The sequence below is a fragment of the Leptolyngbya sp. FACHB-1624 genome, assembly GCF_047649235.1.
In the GTDB taxonomy this organism is placed as follows: Bacteria; Cyanobacteriota; Cyanobacteriia; order Leptolyngbyales; family Leptolyngbyaceae; genus Leptolyngbya; species Leptolyngbya boryana.
This window is the reverse complement of record NZ_CP180258.1, coordinates 4613214-4632437: the sequence shown is the minus strand read 5'-3', so window position 1 is coordinate 4632437 and position 19224 is coordinate 4613214. Positions and strand designations below refer to the sequence as shown.

19 protein-coding genes are annotated in these 19224 nt (G+C 47.1%); 9 read left to right on the top strand and 10 right to left on the bottom strand.

The features are described 5' to 3' along the window. Entirely contained in the window at positions 1 to 1404 is a 1404-nt protein-coding gene (gene leuC, locus ACMUEV_RS21905) for a 3-isopropylmalate dehydratase large subunit (protein WP_017287103.1), read from the bottom strand. Between the two features lie 147 nt (positions 1405 to 1551). Here leuC and ACMUEV_RS21900 point away from each other — a divergent pair, with 147 nt between their 5' ends. The 6 genes from ACMUEV_RS21900 to ACMUEV_RS21875 all read left to right on the top strand — a co-directional run bounded on the left by ACMUEV_RS21900 (position 1552) and on the right by ACMUEV_RS21875 (position 8604). After that, positions 1552 to 2151 carry a hypothetical protein gene (locus ACMUEV_RS21900; RefSeq protein WP_026148500.1) on the top strand — a complete coding sequence of 200 codons (600 nt, stop codon included), beginning with the start codon at positions 1552 to 1554 and terminating at the stop codon, positions 2149 to 2151. 518 nt (positions 2152 to 2669) lie between these two features. Further along, positions 2670 to 4022 (top strand): FAD-binding oxidoreductase, encoded by a 1353-nt coding sequence (locus ACMUEV_RS21895; RefSeq protein ID WP_190647307.1) that lies wholly within the window; start codon positions 2670 to 2672, stop codon positions 4020 to 4022. A gap of 180 nt (positions 4023 to 4202) precedes the next feature. After that, positions 4203 to 4373, top strand: a complete 171-nt coding sequence (psb34, locus tag ACMUEV_RS21890; protein WP_017287107.1) for a photosystem II assembly protein Psb34 — start codon at positions 4203 to 4205, stop codon at positions 4371 to 4373. Between the two features lie 203 nt (positions 4374 to 4576). Further along, positions 4577 to 6523, top strand: a complete 1947-nt coding sequence (locus tag ACMUEV_RS21885) for a tetratricopeptide repeat protein (RefSeq protein ID WP_190647305.1) — start codon at positions 4577 to 4579, stop codon at positions 6521 to 6523. A gap of 104 nt (positions 6524 to 6627) precedes the next feature. After that, complete coding sequence (argB, locus tag ACMUEV_RS21880; RefSeq protein ID WP_017287109.1) at positions 6628 to 7518, top strand: acetylglutamate kinase; 891 nt, start codon at positions 6628 to 6630, stop codon at positions 7516 to 7518. A 42-nt stretch (positions 7519 to 7560) separates the two neighbouring features. Then, positions 7561 to 8604, top strand: a complete 1044-nt coding sequence (locus tag ACMUEV_RS21875; RefSeq protein WP_017287110.1) for an alpha/beta hydrolase — start codon at positions 7561 to 7563, stop codon at positions 8602 to 8604. Positions 8605 to 8685: 81 nt separating this feature from the next. On the opposite strand, the gene ACMUEV_RS21870 is transcribed toward ACMUEV_RS21875, so the two are convergent. From ACMUEV_RS21870 to ACMUEV_RS21860, 3 genes are all read right to left on the bottom strand, one after another. Then, on the bottom strand, positions 8686 to 8898 hold the full coding sequence (locus ACMUEV_RS21870; protein WP_190647303.1) for a hypothetical protein: 213 nt from the start codon (positions 8896 to 8898) through the stop codon (positions 8686 to 8688). A 139-nt stretch (positions 8899 to 9037) separates the two neighbouring features. After that, positions 9038 to 9364 (bottom strand): hypothetical protein, encoded by a 327-nt coding sequence (locus ACMUEV_RS21865; RefSeq protein WP_190647301.1) that lies wholly within the window; start codon positions 9362 to 9364, stop codon positions 9038 to 9040. A 22-nt stretch (positions 9365 to 9386) separates the two neighbouring features. Further along, positions 9387 to 9947, bottom strand: coding sequence for an IS110 family transposase (locus tag ACMUEV_RS21860; protein ID WP_347277585.1), 561 nt, complete (start codon positions 9945 to 9947; stop codon positions 9387 to 9389). Positions 9948 to 10346: 399 nt separating this feature from the next. Here ACMUEV_RS21860 and ACMUEV_RS21855 point away from each other — a divergent pair, with 399 nt between their 5' ends. Further along, a complete protein-coding gene (locus ACMUEV_RS21855; protein ID WP_017287113.1) occupies positions 10347 to 11048 on the top strand; it encodes a TIGR02466 family protein in 702 nt (233 codons plus the stop codon). A gap of 47 nt (positions 11049 to 11095) precedes the next feature. Further along, positions 11096 to 13531, top strand: a complete 2436-nt coding sequence (locus ACMUEV_RS21850; RefSeq protein ID WP_190647528.1) for an ATP-binding cassette domain-containing protein — start codon at positions 11096 to 11098, stop codon at positions 13529 to 13531. 34 nt (positions 13532 to 13565) lie between these two features. On the opposite strand, the gene ACMUEV_RS21845 is transcribed toward ACMUEV_RS21850, so the two are convergent. The 6 genes from ACMUEV_RS21845 to ACMUEV_RS21820 form a co-directional block, all read right to left on the bottom strand. After that, positions 13566 to 14123: an NYN domain-containing protein gene (locus ACMUEV_RS21845; protein ID WP_017287115.1), complete on the bottom strand. Its 558-nt coding sequence runs from the start codon at positions 14121 to 14123 to the stop codon at positions 13566 to 13568. Between the two features lie 173 nt (positions 14124 to 14296). Further along, positions 14297 to 14689 carry a type II toxin-antitoxin system death-on-curing family toxin gene (locus ACMUEV_RS21840; protein ID WP_190647297.1) on the bottom strand — a complete coding sequence of 131 codons (393 nt, stop codon included), beginning with the start codon at positions 14687 to 14689 and terminating at the stop codon, positions 14297 to 14299. After that, entirely contained in the window at positions 14686 to 14910 is a 225-nt protein-coding gene (locus ACMUEV_RS21835; RefSeq protein ID WP_190647296.1) for an AbrB/MazE/SpoVT family DNA-binding domain-containing protein, read from the bottom strand. Before ACMUEV_RS21835 ends, ACMUEV_RS21840 begins: the two co-directional genes overlap by 4 nt. A 192-nt stretch (positions 14911 to 15102) precedes the next feature. Beyond that, a complete protein-coding gene (locus ACMUEV_RS21830; protein WP_190647294.1) occupies positions 15103 to 16245 on the bottom strand; it encodes an AAA family ATPase in 1143 nt (380 codons plus the stop codon). A 90-nt stretch (positions 16246 to 16335) separates the two neighbouring features. Further along, positions 16336 to 17049, bottom strand: a complete 714-nt coding sequence (locus ACMUEV_RS21825) for an energy-coupling factor ABC transporter ATP-binding protein (RefSeq protein WP_017287119.1) — start codon at positions 17047 to 17049, stop codon at positions 16336 to 16338. 2 nt (positions 17050 to 17051) lie between these two features. Further along, a complete protein-coding gene (locus tag ACMUEV_RS21820; RefSeq protein WP_017287120.1) occupies positions 17052 to 17318 on the bottom strand; it encodes a hypothetical protein in 267 nt (88 codons plus the stop codon). Positions 17319 to 17571: 253 nt separating this feature from the next. Here ACMUEV_RS21820 and psbD point away from each other — a divergent pair, with 253 nt between their 5' ends. Further along, a complete protein-coding gene (psbD, locus tag ACMUEV_RS21815; RefSeq protein ID WP_017287122.1) occupies positions 17572 to 18627 on the top strand; it encodes a photosystem II D2 protein (photosystem q(a) protein) in 1056 nt (351 codons plus the stop codon). Positions 18628 to 19224: the final 597 nt, after the last annotated feature.

The window sequence follows — 19224 nt, the reverse complement described above, 5'->3', positions numbered from 1 at the left end:
CTACATCAACTCACGTACATCGGTCACTTTGCCTGTGACTGCTGCTGCAACGACCATTGCAGGACTCATGAGTAAAGTGCGACCGGATGCTGATCCCTGCCGACCTTTGAAGTTACGATTAGAAGAAGATGCGCTGAGTTGCCGACCTTCTAGCTTGTCGGGATTCATTGCTAGACACATTGAGCAACCGGGTTCACGCCACTCGAATCCAGCTTCGACGAAAATACGATCGAGTCCTTCTTTCTCAGCTTGAACTTTTACCCGCTCTGATCCCGGCACAACAAAAGCCTTTACGCCTGCTGCAACTTGTCGCCCTTGAGCAACTTTTGCCGCTTCTCGCAGGTCAGAAATACGCCCGTTTGTACAGCTTCCAATAAAGCAGACATCGACTTTGGTTCCTTGCAGCGGTTCACCCGGCTTCAAGTCCATATATTGATAAGCTTCAAGCGCGATCGCTCGTTCATCTTCGGGCATCGTATCTGGAGTAGGAACGGGATCGCTAATGCCAATTCCCTGCCCCGGTGTGATACCCCAAGTTACAGTTGGAGCAATGTCAGCCGCGTCGAAAACTACAACATCATCGAAAACAGCATCGGCATCGCTACGGAGACTATTCCACCATTCGATCGCTTGATCCCATGCTTCGCCTTTGGGTGCGAAATCTCGACCGTTGAGATAGTCATAGGTAACTTGATCCGGATTGACATATCCGCATCGTGCGCCTCCTTCGATCGACATATTGCAAACGGTCATGCGCTCCTCCATGCTCATTTGCTCGAACGTGGTTCCAGCGAATTCGTAAGCGTAGCCCACGCCGCCTTTCACCCCAAGTTTACGAATGATGTGCAAGATGACATCTTTGGCAAACACGCCAGGATTGAGCTTGCCGTTGACTTCGATTTTTCTGACTTTCAGTTTGGACAACGCCAAGGTTTGAGAAGCTAGCACGTCGCGGACTTGACTGGTTCCGATCCCAAATGCGATCGCGCCGAATGCTCCATGTGTCGAAGTATGGCTATCTCCACATGCGATCGTCATTCCAGGTTGCGTGAATCCCTGCTCCGGTGCAATCACATGTACAATTCCCTGCCTGCCAGAACCGACTGGATAGAAGCGAATATTGTTAGCAGAAGTATTTTTTTCAAGCTCCTGCAACATTTCTTCTGCCATCGAATCGGCGAAGGGGCGCGCTAAGTTGTCGGTTGGGATGATGTGATCAACGGTGGCAACGGTGCGATCAGGGAATAAAACGGATAAACCGCGTTCTCGCAGCATTGAAAATGCTTGAGGACTGGTCACTTCATGAATGAGATGGAGTCCGATAAAAAGCTGAGTTTGACCCGACGGTAAAATTCCGACCGTATGTAAGTCCCAAACTTTATCGAACAGTGTTCCAGTACTCATGATGGTTTTGTGGTGGCGTATACAAGCAGGAATTTATCTTATCGTACTGATGTGGAGACTGGGGAGGCGAAAGCTAAAAACAATCAAGTTTGTAGTACAAAAACTCGCATAGCGGTAAAATGCCTGTGAATGCTTGAGGAGTCGATCATGCGATTAGGAAAGATTGTTAAATCGAATTCACACTGCGATTATGTGGTGCAGGTGGACGATAGCCTGGATTTTATCGATGCGCCTTCTCCCGATGATTACGGCTTTGGCACATTTGTCAAATTGGAAGACGATCGCCATTGGGCAGTCGGGATCGTCTACAATTCTCAGCTCTTTAATCCGCTATTTCTCAATACGGGCATTCGCTTGACGAGTGAGCCTGATCCTATGTTTACGCCTGACCAAGTTCAGGAAGTCCGAACGTTGTTGTGGACGGTTTTAGTGGGGGAATTGAATACGCGTTCGGGTAAACCGTATGGGGTTCAAGGAATTCCGCGCGTTGTGGTTCCGGTGAATACGCCAGTGCGGAGGATGACGTGGGAGGAGATTTATCACTTTCATCTGAATGAAGAAGGTCGATCGCAGTTTTGTTACTACAGCCATTTGCTGAACTGTGGGGGCACGTTTTCGACTCAGTTGACGCATCAGGTTTTAGAGGAGCTGATTGAGAAGCAACTTTTTAAGGGAGCAGAAGAACGGGCGTTGATTGTGCTTTGTCGAGAGCTAGCTTGGAAAAATACAATGGGGGCGATGCGGTAGAAGTAGTGCTAGCCCTGTTGCTTCCAAATCGCTTTGGGATTGACTGAATTGAGGGAGATGCAGCGGCGATTCATTGGTTCGATGACAGTCATTTGGGTCTAATTCATCGGAGCTTGGCAAATTGCGATCGACAACAGTTCTGCTCAAAGTTGTACGGCTTCTCTCTGTTGCTAAAAATGGGCGAGGAAGTGAAGGGTAGATAGTAATCTTGACCAGTGCTGTTGATCTCATAAAGCAGAACGAACAATGCTACTAGAACATCCCTTGAACTGTCCCGAAACAGTCCTGATTTAATCAATCAACTACTTTTCTCTGAAGCTTAGGCTTTCGCGTATATAGAGCTCTCAAAGCTTTGCCTTCAGATGATTTCTGTATACCAAATCTTTTTTACCCTATTTGTCTGAACTGCTCTACTGGCAAATCTCTCGTCATCCAAACTCCAAAATGGATTGTCTCATACGAATTTCCCTGCAAAATCCCTTTATAGTCGAAACAGCAGATAATTCAGGAATTTGGCGATGACCACCACGACTCCGAATGCGATCGCATCGGTTCTCAGCGATTTAGTTGGACTTGATATCATTACCGACGCAACCCAAGTTGCAAAGCTCTCTCACGATTACTACCACTTTAGCCCTGTCTTACAACCGCAATTGCAGGACAAATTTGGCGATGCGGTTGTTCGTCCGGTAAATGAAGCGGAAGTACTCAAAATTGCTCAAGCCTGTGTGCGGCACAAAGTACCTTTGACTGTGCGGGGAGCCGGAACGGGTAACTATGGGCAATGCATTCCACTCGAAGGCGGGGTGATCCTCGATATTACGAAAATGACAGCAGTCAAGTGGATGAAACCTGGCGTGGTGCGTGTCGAAGCGGGTGCAAAACTCGCTGCATTAGATAAGCAAACCCGCGAAATCGGCTGGGAAATTCGCATGGCTCCCTCGACGTATCGAACTGCGACGATCGGTGGATTCATTGGCGGCGGCAGCGGGGGCATTGGCTCAGTTACGTATGGGCAATTACGCGATCGTGGCAATCTCCTTGCCGTTCGAGTAGTCACGATGGAAGACGAGCCGCGGATTCTTGAACTACGCGGCGATGACGTTTACAAAGTCGCTCATGCTTATGGAACGAATGGGATTATCACCGAATTAGAAATTCCCTTGGCTCCGGCTTATCCCTGGTCAGAAATTATCGTCAATTTTCCCGATTTTATGAGTGCGGCGCGGTTTGGGCAAGCGCTCAGTGATGCAGACGGCATGATCAAAAAGCTGGTCTGCATTTGTCCCGATCCGATTCCTCAATACTTTGCTGCACTGAAAAGTTATATTCCTGCCGGAAAACACGCTGCTTTGTTAATGATTTCTGAGACTTGTTTAGAGCCACTTGCCGAATTCGTCAAAGAATTTTCCGGCGAAATCACGTATCAAAAACCGGCTCAAGAAGCAGGAAAAGGGATTGCCCTGGCTGAATATACTTGGAACCATACAACCCTACATGCGCGCAGCGTCGATCCGACGATTACTTATCTACAAACCCTCTTCCCCGACGACAAGAACTTGTCTTTGCTTGAGGAAATGTATCACCACTACGGGGATGAAGTCATGTTTCATCTGGAATTTCTCAGATATGGAGGCAAAGCCCGCCCCGCTTCGTTGCAATTGGTTCGCTATACAACCGAGGAGCGCCTGAACGACATCATTCGAGATCACGAATCGAAAGGCGCATTTATTTTTAATCCGCACACCTATTTAATTGAAGATGGCGGGATGAAAATGGTGGATCTCGCACAACTGCAATTCAAAGAGCAAGTCGATCCATATGGCTTATTAAATCCAGGGAAAATGCGGGCATGGCTTGAACGATCGTAAGCGGCGTTGCGACTGCGCTGAATGATTGTAACCATTGCGCTGTCTGGTTTCAGCTGCAAAATGGGCTGACGCGCAGTCAGAATTAACTCTCGTAACGAATATTAAATCTTCCTGCTGAAGGTATATGGCATTTACCATAACTTTGCTAAAGTTAACAAAACACTAAGGGGAAATTGACCCATGCGATATGTCAAAGAAGAGAGTGGATTGCTGAATAATTTTGCGATCGAGCCGAAAATGTACGAAGCCGAACCGCCGACCCAAAATCAGAAACGCAATTACATTTTTCTTGGAATCGCTGCCGTAGTCTTGATTGGTGGATTGGTTGCTGTCGCCGCTGCCGTTTCCTAAACAAAAATTCGCTCTACAGTAGATTTAAACGAACCAGGTCGCTTACCTTAGTAGGTAACCTGGTTTTTTCGTAGGATTTTTCTTGGGACAATCCATAAATTTACGTAAACCTCAGTTTCATCCTGAACATCGGTCAGATTCGACGAAGAGATTTAATATCATCTCGTCTATACTGCGCTTGACAAGCGATTCTTGAAATGCTGATGTCTGTCATTGATCGTCACCCCCTCGCTCAAGATATTCCTGTGAACGAGATCGTCTCTCAGGCTGTTCCCAGTCTGAACCAACAGATCTATCTGCGCCTACGGATGGCGTTAAGTCTAAATTTGCGCCGTCAAATTCTGATGGTCGTTTGTGATGATGCTGCCTTACGTAGTCAATTGGCTACACAGCTTCAGGCTGAGCTTGCTCAAGAGACTCCTGCCACTTCGCTCGTCAGTCTAGACCTAGATTTAGAAAATCCTGATATTCTGGCGCATGTCCAAGCGGGGATGCCCAATTATCAAATCACGGGCATAGATCGCTTAACGCGCCAGCCTGTTCATATTCAAAGAACATTTCTCGATTCGCTGTCTGCGATCGCGCTGCAACTGCCCAAACTCGACTTCAATCTGGTTCTTTGGCTGACGCGTCCTTGGTGTCGCTCGATTCAGCAAACTGTGCCCAACTTCTGGCAATGGCATACGGGTTTATTTGAGTTTGAAGGTGATCCGTTCGGAGATAATTCGGTACAAATTCCGCCGCCTGCAACTGCGCCAACTAACGGACATCGCAAAATTAAGCTGGATAATGAACTTTCAGATTTCGTGCTGGCTTCAGTCATGCAGACGATCCATCTTGAGGATCAAGCATCGATTGGCGATATCTTGCAGACGAATCATCCTAATGCGAAACCGCTACAATTCTTGCAGCAGATTGAAGATCTGCATCAACAACGGGCTTCAGCTGCGACGATCGCTCAGTTATATCGCGATCTCGGAGATTGGTATCGTGATCGCCTCGATCCGGTGCGTCCCAGTTCTGGGGATTTAACGATCGTGATTCGCGCCTATGAGCAAACCCTGAAACTGATCGACATGAAATCTGAGCAAGTGCCCGATTTGCTCAATGACATCGCCAATTTGTATTGGATCAAAGCTCGCTCTGGAGAGGGTGCTGTCGAAACGAATTTAGAGAAAGCCTTAAAAGCTTATCAATTCGCGATCGATCGTACTGATCCGGCGATTCAGCCGCAGACCTATGCGATGATTCAGAACAATCTCGGTTCGGTTTACAGCGACTTAGCAGGCCTGCGATCGCCCGAAGAAAATCTGCAACATGCGATCGCGGCATACAAAGCCTCGATTGAACATCGCCCCTTTGACACTGATCCGGCTCGCTACGCCGCGACTCAAAACAATTTAGGAACCGCGTATTGGAACTTGGCGCAGCATCGTATGCCCATGTTTAACCTGCAATCTGCTGTCTTGGCATATAACGAAGCCCTGCGCTATTACACTCCAGAGCGTGAGCCGATGCACTACGCGATGCTGCAAAACAATTTAGGGACTGCCTATTGGAATCTTTCCCGCTGCGATCAAGCGGTGCAAGAGTTAGCGATGGCAGAAGACTTTTTGCACTTAGCGATCGGGGCTTACCGAGTGGCGCTGATTTATCGCACCCTAGAGGCGGCTCCTAGCGCTTATGCCGCGACTCAAAATAATCTCGGCACTGCCTACTGGCACTTAGCAAATCAAGACACGACGCATTATGACGATCAGGCAACCTACCTGCTTTGCGCGATCGATGCGTATCAAGAATCCCTGAGTGCAGTGCAATATTTAACTGCAAATCTCTCTTACGCGCCGACCCTCAGCTTCGATCTGTCGGCAACGCATCATCATATTGGGCTGGCTTACTATCAAATGGCGACTGATCAACGTGCCAGCCTTGAGACGAAAGAGCGATCGCAATTTCTGCATCATGCGCTCAAACATCAGGTTCGAGCGGCTCAAGGCTGGCAAGAGCAGCCGGACTTCCAACCGAGTGCGGTTGGGCAGTTGAGTCAAATCGTCAAAGGCATCTACGAGCGTGAAGGGATTCAGGGGCAGACGCAAGCCTTATCGCAAATTCCGCCCACATTTTTACCCCAAGTGATGCGAGAGCTTTAGGACAAATTCTTAAGTTGTCTAGAAGAGTAATTTAGATAACAATTTGTAGGTGTTATAGTGCGCGATCGTTAAATCACGCACGATTACCCCCACAGATCAGTTCTATGCTCCAAGACAGCGAACAGTTTGAAACCGCCGATACCCGAGTCCGCATTCTCAGCGAAGCTCTGCCCTATATTCAGCAATTTGCAGGACGGACGATCGTTGTGAAGTACGGCGGAGCCGCGATGAAAGAAGGCGCGCTCAAAGAGAAAGTCATCCGGGATGTTGTCTTTATGGCTTGTGTCGGATTACGTCCGATTCTCGTTCACGGGGGTGGCCCTGAAATCAATTCTTGGCTGAATAAATTAGGGATTGAAGCTCAGTTTAAGAATGGACTGCGTGTGACCGATGCGGCAACAATGGATGTGGTCGAAATGGTCTTGGTCGGTCGCGTCAATAAAGAGATTGTGTCTTTGATCAATCAGGCTGGCGGTTCTGCGGTTGGACTGTGTGGCAAAGATGCGGGGCTATTTGAAGCGCGTCCTGCTGACGAGGAAGGGATTGGATTTGTGGGAGAAGTAACCCGAGTCAATCCTCAAATTCTTAATTCGCTGGTGAACAATGGTCATATTCCGGTGGTGTCCAGTGTGGCAGCGGATGAGTTTGGGCAGGCATACAATATCAATGCGGATACTGTCGCCGGGGAGATTGCAGCAGCCCTCGGAGCTGAGAAACTGATTTTACTGACGGATACTGCTGGAATTCTGCGCGATTACAAAGACCCATCGACCTTGATTCCGCGATTGAATATTCAGACGGCGAGAAAGCTGATCGATGAAGGCATTGTTTCGGGCGGGATGATTCCGAAAGTCAATTGCTGTGTGCGATCGCTGGCTCAAGGTGTGAAAGCTGCTCATATCGTGGATGGACGGATGCCGCACTCGCTGCTATTGGAGATTTTTACCGATACGGGAACGGGTTCGATGATTGTGGGTTCAGAATTTGCGCCGTAAAGTCGGGCACTCTGGATTTATCTGCCTTTACTGGTCTGCACCATGCCTAGAAACTTTTTTACTCAAATCGGTTACTCGATCGCTGCAAATTCTCTGCCTCAGCGCACGAAGTTTCAGGAGGATCGACTACCGATAAAAAATGATGGCTGTCGATCGCAGTTTCTCTTACATCCCGCTCCGACGACGAAAGTCTGTCTGTTTTTTCACGGTTTTACGGCTGCGCCTTATCAGTTTTTACCAATGGCGCGGGTGTTTTACCAGGCGGGCTATAACGTGATCATTCCGCGATTGCCTGGGCATGGGCAGGCGGGCGACTGGAACGGCAAGAATCCACCCCCGTTGCCAACGAATGTAGAGACTTACAAGAATTTTGCGCTGGAGTGGTTCCGGCAGGCTCAGGGGCTAGGCGATAGAGTTGTGGTGGGCGGATTGTCGGGTGGGGGGACGCTTGCAGCGTGGCTGGCTCTGGAAAAAGCGAGTCAAATCGATCGTGCTTTACTTTTTGCTGCTTATCTTAGTAGCAGTAACAAAGTGATTGATCTATTTGTCAAAACGTTCAATACCTATTTTGAATGGCAGAGTGATGAGCCTGGAGAGCCGATCGGCTACAAAGGGTTTACTTTTCCAGATCTAAGAGTCTTTCTCGATTTAGGGAGTGAGGTGCTAAAACGGTCGAAGTCGGCAGCGGCTCCTCCAATGTTTGTCGTTTCAACTGATGCGGATCGGGCAGTGAGCAATACGGATCACACAGTCTTGTTTGAGAATCTATTAGTCCGTCAGCCGAAAACTTGGTATTACAGATTCGATCGTGAGTTGAATATCCCTCACACGATGATGACGAAGGCAGAGGGCAATCAGTGGGAAAATCTGCTGAATGTGATGGCAAAAGCGTTTGTGCAGAGTGATTTGGCTTGGGCAGAGATCGAAGAAATTGCTTATCGAATGACTGAAGGTAAAACTTGTAAGCAAGCCGTTGCAGAGTTGAATCTCACGAGTAAAGCTTCTCCTGATTTACCGGCGTTGATGACGATGATCGACAAGCGTGAAATTGTGATCAAACGCAATCCAACCTGGGGTAATGATTAATTTTTTGGAGGAAGCTGAATATCGATCGTATCTTCGCTTGTGCTAGAAGAATTTTATTACGGTCGATCGCTTAGTTGCTGTTCATTGAAACGGACGGAGAAAATAAAAGCGATCGCTCTCTTTGCGTCCAACAAATCCTGTTAGCGGGGAAGAAAGCTCAATCAGAATGTCTCTTAATTGCTTCTCATCCAGTAATCGAGGTGGATTCGAGGCTTCATAATGTCCTTGGATGAATCCAACACTTAACTGTTGTGGCGCTTTTGCTTGAAGGACTTGAATAATTTTGGCTCGCACTTCGATATCTTCTTGAATGCGATCGAGATATCTATTAATTTTTTCATTTGAGTCTTCGCCAAAAGGGGATTAAAGCAAGCTTCTAGCTCAAATAGATTGACTGCTCCAGGATATTGAGCCTTTAGTGTTACTAATCGTTCTAATGTTTCAGGGCGCATAACATCATTTCTCCTTCAACTGCTGCTTTCTCGGCTGCATTAGTTAATCGACCAGCAACAAATAAAACTTTAACTGAACGCTCAAATTGAGCTTTCCCCAAATGAGTGTGACCTAAATTAATGAGCTGGGCAGCAACACCATTTGGTAAATTTTCGTGTTTGCTAGCTTTACACTCACCTACTAGGGGATAAGGAGCTTCGCAATAGATATCAATTCCTCCTACACCCCCAGCAGCATTTAGATCAAGGCTAGCTTTGAGATTGTTTAGAGAGTTTTGAAATCCAAGTTCTACAAAGCTTCTTCTCACTAGTTTCTCAAAGCGATCGCCATCACTTGAATTCCCAGACTTGCCAATGCACCTCGACGACAAAGCGAAACGCCTCTGCTGGGGAACGCTCAAGTAACTCAGCCACCAGTTTGTGGCTCATCTGTCGTCGGTCTTCTGGGGCAATCAAGCCAAATTGATGCGCTTTCATGCGAATTTGATTCTGCACCGCCGAGCGCTGCTGCACCAGTTGCGATCTCGTTCGACTCAGCAGGCGACGCTGTTCCTGTTCTGGCGTGGGCACTCGGATGCCGCGCAAGCGGGACGCTTCCAACTGGCTCGCTAATTTCTGGGCATCGCGTTTGTCCGTCTTAACGCGACTGTGCGCTGAGACTTCGACCGCCGCTGCATGGACAACGATGTTGTCGATCCCGTGCAACTTCAACACACGGTGCAACACATACCCAGAAAATCCGGCTTCGTAGGCACTGTGGAGAGTGGCTTCAGGAAAAAATCGTAACAACTGTTGTGCTAGTTCCTCAGGCACGGCTGCCGTACGCCATTTCTTCACGACCGTTTGGTTGATCTGCACGACCACCACGTAGCGCCGCTTATGGACATCAATGCCGATATAAACCTGTTGCCCCTTGTATGATGAAATTGTGTGGCGTTCAAGCTGGTTTTCATGCTGTCCTCCTGGCTTGTTTTTGGTACTTTCAGGCTATTTCGGAGTGGGGCATCTTGGCTAGTGCGCCATACTATCCACCATAGGGACACTGAACTAGACTAACAGCCAATCGCAGTCCCTTCTTCAGTGGGTTTCAACCCACTTCGCACAGTTAGCCCGAACTTCCAGTTCAGGGCGGGATGCAAACGAGAGCGCCGATCTCCCAATTCATTTCACCTTACATGCAAGATTTCAGGAGGGGCAGCGCGATCGCACTGTCTCTTTACTCTTTGCAAAAGCGCGATCGAGTGCGACACCTGCTAAACTCGATCGCTGAAATCTTGAGAAAATGCACCAATGCCGATCGAAACTTGGTTCCCGCTTGCTATCTACTATGACGACTTACCCGATGCTTCAGAACATCAACAAGCATTGCTGGATGCAGTTATGCAATTAGAGCACCAGGGAGCCGAACCTCGCAATTATCCTGAAATGGCGTGGACAGGCGATTTACATGGAGTCGAACAGATTCACACTCATCCCGCTTTTTCCTGGATTGTCAAACAAGTTGAGTTGCATGTCGCCACGTATTTACAAGAAGTGGGAGTCGATTTAAGCAAAGTTGATCTCTATATTCAGCGGGCTTGGCCGATCATTTCACGTCCCGATCAAGGTGTCGGTGCGCATTGCCACAATACAGCGCATGTGAGTGCGGTTTACTACATTAAAGTTCCAACTGGGGAAATGTCTGATCCTGGCAGTTTAGTGTTTTTCAACGATGCGCGAGTGAATGAAGTTAGCCCAGGTCTGGGAAGCGAAAATACAGATATTGTTGATGCGGATAACTATCTGAATCAACTGGATACAGCTTATGCCCCTGTAGAAGGACGGTTAATAATTTTTCCTGCAAAACAACGCCATGCAGTCACGATGAACGAGACCGATGAAGTGCGCGTTTCATTGTCGTTTGACATTGTGCTAACTGCCACTGGCAAAGCTGCGGGTGCATATGAATTTCTCACGCCCCCTCCGAATCAGTGGAGAAAGTTTTTTGCATAAGTTGAGCGATCGAGTCGTAGGCAAGAATGAAGAGAGGAATTCTTGCCATGATGAGTACTGCTGACCAAACTACACTTGTTAGTCAAACCCAACCGTTTATTGAACTAAACAATTGTGGTGAAATTCTCCGGTTTCAACTTCAAGACGCAGAGTATCAACTTGGACGCGATCGCACTTGGTCAGATTTAGAGATTCCACAGATCGGTTGGGAGGTGCTCTCGCGACAACAAGCAATTCTCCAGCGTGAAGGTGAGGACTATCGAATTTATGATGGCGATCGCGAAAAGGTGAGCCGCAATGGAATTTATATCAACCACACGCGCATCTCTGCCCAAACAGGCTATTTACTCAAGCATGGAACTCAGTTAACGATTGGACAAGATCCAAACAATCAAGTTGTTTTAACTTACTTCAATCCTGCGAGCAGTCCAACGATCACACCTAGTAAGTTTCGGCTCAACCTCAAACAGCTTCGCGAGTTTCCCGTCGAACTCGGACGCGATCCTGATCCGTTGCGCTATTCCTCGATGAAATTGGATGCTCCCGTTGTGTCCCGTCGTCATGCTTCGATTTCTCCGACTCGCGATGGCCGCTACACGCTGCAAGACCATAGTACGAACGGAACCTTTGTGAACGGGCAACGAATTGAGCGCTTTGCTGAACTGCGCGAGGGTGATCGCATTCGCATTGGACCGTTTACGTTGCTGTATGAGCGCGGCTGTTTAGAAATGGTCGATCGCGGCAATGAGATTCGTTTAGATGCAGTCCATCTCGTTCGCAAAGTTCAAGATAAAAAAGGTCAGGAACGAACCATCTTGAGCGATGTTTCTTTGTCGATCGAGCCTGGACAATTAGTGGCATTGGTCGGAGGAAGTGGAGCTGGAAAATCTACCTTAATGAAAACGCTTTTAGGCATTGAGCCGACAACATCAGGAACGGTTTATCTCAACGGCGAAGACCTGCGGCAGCAGTTTGAGCTATATCGATCGCACATTGGCTATGTTCCTCAAGATGATATTGTTCATGGCAATCTAACTGTTGAAGAAGTTTTGAGCTATGCCTGTAAGCTGCGATTGCCACCGGATACAAATGTAAAAGCGGTTCTCGATCGCACTTTGGAACAAGTGAAATTAAGCCATGTGAAACATACATTTGTGCGCGATCTGAGTGGAGGACAACGCAAGCGAGTCAGTATTGGGGTCGAATTACTCGCTGACCCAAGATTATTTTTCCTAGATGAGCCAACTTCTGGACTTGATCCAGGGCTGGACAAGGAAATGATGAACTTATTGCGCGAGCTTGCAAATCAAGGAAGAACGGTTATTCTCGTCACTCATGCCACTGCAAATTTAGAAGTCTGCGATCGCGTTGCGTTTATGGGACGTGGAGGCAAATTGTGCTACTTTGGCTCACCTCTAAACGCTTTAGAGTTTTTTGAAATGCCTTCTAATGATTTGAAGTATTTTGCTGATATTTATATCAAGCTTGATCAAGGCAGAACCAAACAAGAAGTACAAGCAACGGTTCAAATGTGGGCAACGAAGTTCGCCAACTTGATTGAGCAACGTCATTCTACTTTTTCCAAGTCAAGATCTTCTGCTACTCCAAAGCGATCGAATTCTGCTTTCGTTCGGCAACTCGGTTTGTTAAGTCAGCGCTATTTGCAATTGCTTTTGCGCGATCGTACAAGCTTACTTCTCACGCTACTGACTGGTCCAATCGGTATTACTTTAATTCGGCTCGCTCTAAAAGATAATACTTCTCTGACGCAAGTGGTTCCAGCGGAAGCAATGCAGGCTTCTCTTGCTTTAAGAACTTTATTCATCTTTAGCTGTATTGCAATTTGGGTGGGAATTTCCTGTGCAGCTCAAGAAATCGTCAAAGAAGCTGCGATCTATATGCGTGAGCGTTTAGTGAACCTGAATTTGATCGCTTATATCGGCTCAAAGCTCTTTGTGCGATCGGGAATTGCACTTTTGCAAACGATGTTGATTGTGATTGCGATCGCGCTAAATTTCCAATCTCCTGAATCAAAATTACTTCCTTGGATATTGAGTACAGGCGTGACAACTTTCCTAACGTTGCTGAGTAGTATTTGTTTGGGGCTATTACTATCAACCTTTGTCAAAAATGAAAATGAAGCCAACAATGCGTTACCGCTGATTATGATCCCGCAGATTATCTTCTCCGGTGTGTTATTTGAACTAGAAGGATTACCCGCGAAGTTTGCTTGGCTGTTACTAAGCCGTTGGTCAGTTGGAGCTTATGGCGCGATCGTCGATGTGAATGCAATGATTCCACCTGCGATTACGATTCCAGGACACGCGCCGATCCCGCAACCGATTCAGACGAGTGCAGTTTACGATGCAACTTTGCAGAATTTAGGCTTGAATTGGGGAGTGCTCGTTGTCAGTAGTTTGGTTTATTTAGCGATCGCATTCATTCTGCAAAAACGCAAAGACATCAAAACGAATGGTCGCTGAGATCAACTCACACGCATTGCTCAAAACTCGTCTTTCACTGCGGCTTGTCCTTACCAAATCGCAAATCCGCCAATCGCTTCTGAGCATCTGGATCGAGCGAATGCATCAACAATCGTCCCGCTGATTTCTTTTTCGGTTTCAATTTGCTCTGAACTTTCCGCGCTGCAAATTCGACTTCATTGGCTAACTTTTCTGCCGACATCCACTCGGCTCCATATCCGACAACCGTTAACTGCTGAGCACGATCGCTCGTTGCCACAATCAACCGCTGCTTAAATTTCCGCATGTCATATCGAAAATCTGCACAAGTTTTCTCGATATAAGTATCTGCGGTTTGCCCAAAATCGGTATAGCAGACATATAAATGCTTCGTGATGATTTCTCGATTTGTTCCGCCATCTCGAAACTGAGCATCGAACACCACATGCGTCTCAAAATCTTGATAAGCGCTATATCCCATCAGCGCTTCGACTAATTTCCGCCGCGACTCTTCTAATCCTTGGCGATCGCGAATTTCTTTCAGCTCATGCCAAGCTCCGACTATGTTATAGCCGTCCACCAATAGAAGTGCCTGTGGTGCAGAACGTGGCATCACTCAACGCAGAAAGGACAAGTTTGTAAAGATTGAATCGCTTCACATCTTAATAATATTGCATTTTTTTAATAAGGTCTGCATTCAGAGATGGGATTCGCAATTTCATGTCGATCGTGCAATTCTCGCAAAAAGCACAGTTTCGATCCAAGATTCGATCGACATTTCGATCTCTAATGTTCAATTGATCGAGTTGACAGCCAATTTGCGATCGCTGCTTGAGATTCTTGTCCTGCTGCCAACCTCAATACGACTTCTACAACTTCCTCTTCTGGTGCATCTAAGGAATAACCATTCAACTCAAGAAAAACTGCGGCTACTACGAAAGCGATTCTCTTATTGCCATCAGTAAAGGGATGATTTCTCGCTAATCCGTAAGCGTATGCGGCGGCTAGATCGAAAATTGTTGCAGATTCACCATAGGCAAAGAGCTGTTGTGGTCTTGCTAAACTAGCGGATAATAAATTTTCATCCCGAATGCCAGGGCGACCACCATATTGCTTGAGTTGATCCGCATGGACACTTCGCACAAAAGATTCTGATATCCAAATCGGTTCCTGAGTCACTTTGAAAGCTCACGCAATGCATTCGTATACTTTTGATTCACTTTTTCGTATGCTCGCATCGCTGTATCTGAGTTGGGATCAAAAGTTGTTATTTTAATTCCATCAGGCGTATCGAGAATGTAGAGTGTATCTCCTTCCTTCACCTCAAGTTTTTTCAAAATTTCTTCAGGCAGAACGACTCCTAGCGCATCCCCAACTTTTTCAACTTTAAGATTGCTCATATTAGTGAGTGATGGTAAAGAATAGCCTGATTATGATAACTTGTTTGGCAAATTATTAGGGTTGAGGCTGATTGACTAACAAATCTCCTAAAAGACCGCTCTGTTGTTACTCCGCCTGAAGGTTTTAGCTTAGTCGCAGGTCACGCACTAATGAAGAGATTTGTCAGTCAATCAGATGTAAAGGAGTAATCTTCAAAGAAGACACTCTGCTAACTGATTTTGAGAAGGAATGTCCGTAGGTAAAAAAGTCTTTAAATCTTCCTTAGATGGGCTTCTTGTAGTTGCTAAGCGATTACATTGATTGGCAATACATCGATCAAAAATATTTCTCACAAATCTGCCGTTCCCCAATTGTCCAATTTGCTCCTCAAACTGCTTGACCAATTGAGTTACTTTTTTCAGTGTTTCATCTGAAACCAAATAGCCGCCTTGTTCACATCTAGTTTTGAAGATCTCAACTAACTCAGCAGGAGAATAGTCTTCAAAGTGAATTGATCTCGCAAATCTCGATTTCAATCCTGGATTCGAGTCAATGAAGCGAGCCATCTCCCCCTTGTACCCTGCAACAATCACCACCAAATCTTCTCGATGGTCTTCCATCATCTTCAGCAACGTATTGACTGCTTCTTGTCCAAAAATATCGCTGCGTTCTGCTGGCACAAGAGAATATGCTTCATCAATAAAAAGCACTCCTCCTAAAGCAGATTCAATCACTTTTGCTGTCTTAGGTGCAGTCTGTCCTAAATATTCCGCAACAAGATCCGTTCGATCGACTTCTATAAAATGCCCTTCTGATAGGACACCAAGATCCTTGTAAATCTCTCCCAAAATCCTCGCTACAGTCGTCTTACCCGTTCCAGGATTTCCAGTAAATACTAAATGTCGGGTAATTGAAGGAGCCTTTAATCCTGCTTGCGCTTGTAATTTCGAGATCCTTGCAATGTTGACCAACTCTTGAACGGTAGATTTCACTATGCTCAAGCCAGTTAACGATTTGAGGAGATAAGAAGGATCAAATTGATCAGAAGATACAGAGGATTCGTTAGCAGTACTGCCACTCTTTGTAAAATCGTCGTAAAGCTTCCCGTAAACTGTCATCGCGACTTCTTTTGCATACTTATCGCTTGCCTGTTTAGCAAAAGCACCTAAAAGTCTACGAGCAGTCTGAATCGCGGCATCCTTAGATGCAGCCTCTGAATAAAAAAGGCAATCTAGCGAAATGACCTTTTCAGCTTTTTCCAAGAAATCATTCGCTGCTTTTGGACTATCCCACGCTGCCCAAAAATAAGAGTTGCCTAAAGTACAAACACTAAATATTGGAGGAATTACTGACATGAATCTGGCTGTCCGCAGACGTTAGAGGCTTTTCAGTCACATATTATCTCTAGCGTTCTTGAGGCAAGCCACTCCCTTTATCTAATTCATCTAATCCTCAACTTCTTCTGTTTGCATCAATCTTTGTTTCAGACGTTCGGGATCACCCCGATCGACAACTTTCCCTGCTTCCAACAAAAATGCCCCGTCACAATATTCCAATTCTTCTAGCCGATGCGTTACCCAAAGCGCTGTAATTCCCCGCTTCTTCACCAAGGCTTGCACCTGCGCAACTAATTCCAATTGGCTATCGGGATCGAGCAGTGCTGTTGGCTCATCTAATAAAAGGACATCACAATGTCGGGCAATTGCACCCGCGATCGCGACTCTCTGCTTCTGTCCCCCACTCAGCGCATAAATCGGACGACGCTGAAACGCTCCCAAACTCACTGCCGACAGAGACTCTTCCACCCGTTGGCGAATCTCATCGATCTCTAATCCCTCATTCACCAACCCAAATGCCACATCTGCGCCAACCGTCGGCATCACCAACTGATGATCCGGATTTTGAAACACAAAACCGACCGGAGACGAAATCTGAATTTCTCCCCCAGTCGGTTGTAATAAACCTGCGAGAAGCCTTAACAATGTAGACTTCCCGCTTCCATTTGCGCCTAATAGCATCCAAAACTCTCCCTCTGGCACTTCCACAGCGCAAGAGTGCAGAATTTCTTTATCTTCCGACCAAGCGAAGCACAGATCAGTTGCTCGAATTGCCGCTTTCTGGAGCGTTTCTCCAGTCGGGTTAGGCGCGTCCAAAGTCATAACTACTCAGCCGCCACTGCAAAGAATCCAGCAGGTCTGCCCGAAGCCGCAGCGCTCGACTTCTCGTACATCTGAACGGCTGCGATCGAATCCGCAAACACCGCAATCTTCTTATCCGTCTGACGATCGCACGTGAATTCCAACAATTCACCTGGAGCCTTCATTGCCCCGATGATTTCTTGATAAGTCGCTTCTGCATCTTCAGCCGATTTGCGGTGAAATGACAGACCAATTGGAGTTCCCTTTAACGTTAATTCCAGAATAAACATAATGTCGATCGTACAAATTGCCAGTTCTCAGTATCGCAAATATCCGCAGAAACGGCTTGCTTCCCCATTCTGTCGGATCGAAGTCAAATTGCAAGAATTTCCGTAATTTTAAGATTTATTAAGAAAATACTGGAAATTTCTAGAGAAGTCTTCCTATAATCAAGAGCATAGGTAACGAAAAGTAAATTCTGCTCATAATTCTTGATGCAGCAGCGTTCAGTTTTTCATTCCATACTTATCTGGAGTTTTAATAATGACCATCGCAGTAGGTCGCGCGCCGCAGAGAGGAGTCTTTGACGCTCTCGATGACTGGCTCAAACGCGACAGATTCGTCTTCGTCGGTTGGTCGGGCATCCTGCTCTTCCCCTGTGCCTTCCTGGCACTCGGCGGATGGATGACCGGAACCACCTTCGTTTCCTCGTGGTACACCCACGGACTCGCGTCCTCGTACCTCGAAGGCTGTAACTTCCTCACCGTCGCAGTCTCCACCCCCGCTGACAGCTTAGGACACTCCTTGCTGTTGCTGTGGGGACCCGAAGCCCAAGGCGACTTCACCCGCTGGTGTCAACTCGGCGGTCTGTGGACCTTTGTTGCCCTACACGGGGCATTCGGACTGATTGGCTTCTGCCTGCGCCAACTCGAAATTGCTCGGTTGGTGGGCATCCGTCCGTACAACGCGATCGCGTTTACCGGACCGATTGCCGTGTTCGTGTCGGTGTTCTTGATGTACCCCTTGGGACAATCGTCCTGGTTCTTTGCTCCCTCGTTTGGGGTAGCTGCCATCTTCCGCTTCATCTTGTTTGTGCAAGGGTTCCACAACTTCACCTTGAATCCGTTCCACATGATGGGCGTGGCGGGGATTCTCGGGGGTGCGCTGCTGTGTGCGATTCACGGAGCGACTGTAGAGAACACCCTGTTTGAAGACGGCGAAGGCTCTAGCACGTTCCGGGCGTTCAACCCGACCCAAGCAGAAGAAACGTATTCGATGGTGACGGCGAACCGCTTCTGGTCGCAGATCTTCGGGATTGCGTTCAGCAACAAACGCTGGTTGCACTTCTTCATGCTGTTCGTGCCTGTGACCGGGTTGTGGATGGCGTCGGTGGGCATCATCGGCATTGCGCTGAACTTGCGGGCGTATGACTTCGTGTCGCAAGAGCTTCGGGCCGCTGAAGACCCAGAATTCGAGACGTTCTACACCAAGAACATTCTGCTGAACGAGGGCATCCGGGCATGGATGGCATCTCAGGATCAGCCTCATGAACACTTTGTATTCCCCGAAGAAGTATTGCCTCGCGGTAACGCTCTCTAAGAGACAAAGTCTTCTCAATTTCCCTGGCTTCTACCACTTTGGTAGGAGCTTTTTTAATTGCTTGACACGATCTCGAAAGGGTGTGCTACATTCAATTACAGATGAAGGGATTCAACGAATTCCAAGTCTGTAAACCCTTTGAAATTTATCCACTTAGGAAGTAGGAGGTGATGCCCATGCCAGATAGTAGTAAACGCTTGGGTCGTCAGGTTAGAGTAAGTCGGCTGTGCGCCGGGGCTGTTCTCTAACAGTTATTTCAGACCTTTTGAATGTATTGTCCGTACAATTTTCAATTACTGGACTAACTCGGAGTTCCTTCCGGCAGTCTGGTTTCTAAACTGAAGACCCGCTACACCGCTCTGGTTATGAAATTTGGATGCGTCCATTTTCCCCAACCAGAGCGGATAGCTTTTTAAAGCTAATTGAGTTTGGTTTCATTAAAACTTTATCGATCGCTCTAAAGAAGTACCTCTTTAGGTAGAGGAGGGTAAATTTTGAGTAAGGCAATCTGTTAGCCGTGGGTACTCTACCTAAAGAGCCTAAATCGTTGTCTTGCCATTGAATCCTGTAATGAAATACTGACAGTTTTAGAATTGG

Excerpts from the sequence above, each read along its gene's own strand:
- leuC (WP_017287103.1), bottom strand. The coding sequence starts at position 1,404 with ATGAGTACTGGAACACTGTTCGATAAAGTTTGGGACTTACATACGGTC.
- ACMUEV_RS21900 (WP_026148500.1), top strand. The coding sequence starts at position 1,552 with ATGCGATTAGGAAAGATTGTTAAATCGAATTCACACTGCGATTATGTG.
- ACMUEV_RS21895 (WP_190647307.1), top strand. The coding sequence starts at position 2,670 with ATGACCACCACGACTCCGAATGCGATCGCATCGGTTCTCAGCGATTTA.
- psb34 (WP_017287107.1), top strand. The coding sequence starts at position 4,203 with ATGCGATATGTCAAAGAAGAGAGTGGATTGCTGAATAATTTTGCGATC.
- ACMUEV_RS21885 (WP_190647305.1), top strand. The coding sequence starts at position 4,577 with ATGTCTGTCATTGATCGTCACCCCCTCGCTCAAGATATTCCTGTGAAC.
- argB (WP_017287109.1), top strand. The coding sequence starts at position 6,628 with ATGCTCCAAGACAGCGAACAGTTTGAAACCGCCGATACCCGAGTCCGC.
- ACMUEV_RS21875 (WP_017287110.1), top strand. The coding sequence starts at position 7,561 with ATGCCTAGAAACTTTTTTACTCAAATCGGTTACTCGATCGCTGCAAAT.
- ACMUEV_RS21855 (WP_017287113.1), top strand. The coding sequence starts at position 10,347 with ATGCCGATCGAAACTTGGTTCCCGCTTGCTATCTACTATGACGACTTA.
- ACMUEV_RS21850 (WP_190647528.1), top strand. The coding sequence starts at position 11,096 with ATGATGAGTACTGCTGACCAAACTACACTTGTTAGTCAAACCCAACCG.
- ACMUEV_RS21845 (WP_017287115.1), bottom strand. The coding sequence starts at position 14,123 with ATGCCACGTTCTGCACCACAGGCACTTCTATTGGTGGACGGCTATAAC.
- ACMUEV_RS21835 (WP_190647296.1), bottom strand. The coding sequence starts at position 14,910 with ATGAGCAATCTTAAAGTTGAAAAAGTTGGGGATGCGCTAGGAGTCGTT.
- ACMUEV_RS21830 (WP_190647294.1), bottom strand. The coding sequence starts at position 16,245 with ATGTCAGTAATTCCTCCAATATTTAGTGTTTGTACTTTAGGCAACTCT.
- ACMUEV_RS21825 (WP_017287119.1), bottom strand. The coding sequence starts at position 17,049 with ATGACTTTGGACGCGCCTAACCCGACTGGAGAAACGCTCCAGAAAGCG.
- ACMUEV_RS21820 (WP_017287120.1), bottom strand. The coding sequence starts at position 17,318 with ATGTTTATTCTGGAATTAACGTTAAAGGGAACTCCAATTGGTCTGTCA.
- psbD (WP_017287122.1), top strand. The coding sequence starts at position 17,572 with ATGACCATCGCAGTAGGTCGCGCGCCGCAGAGAGGAGTCTTTGACGCT.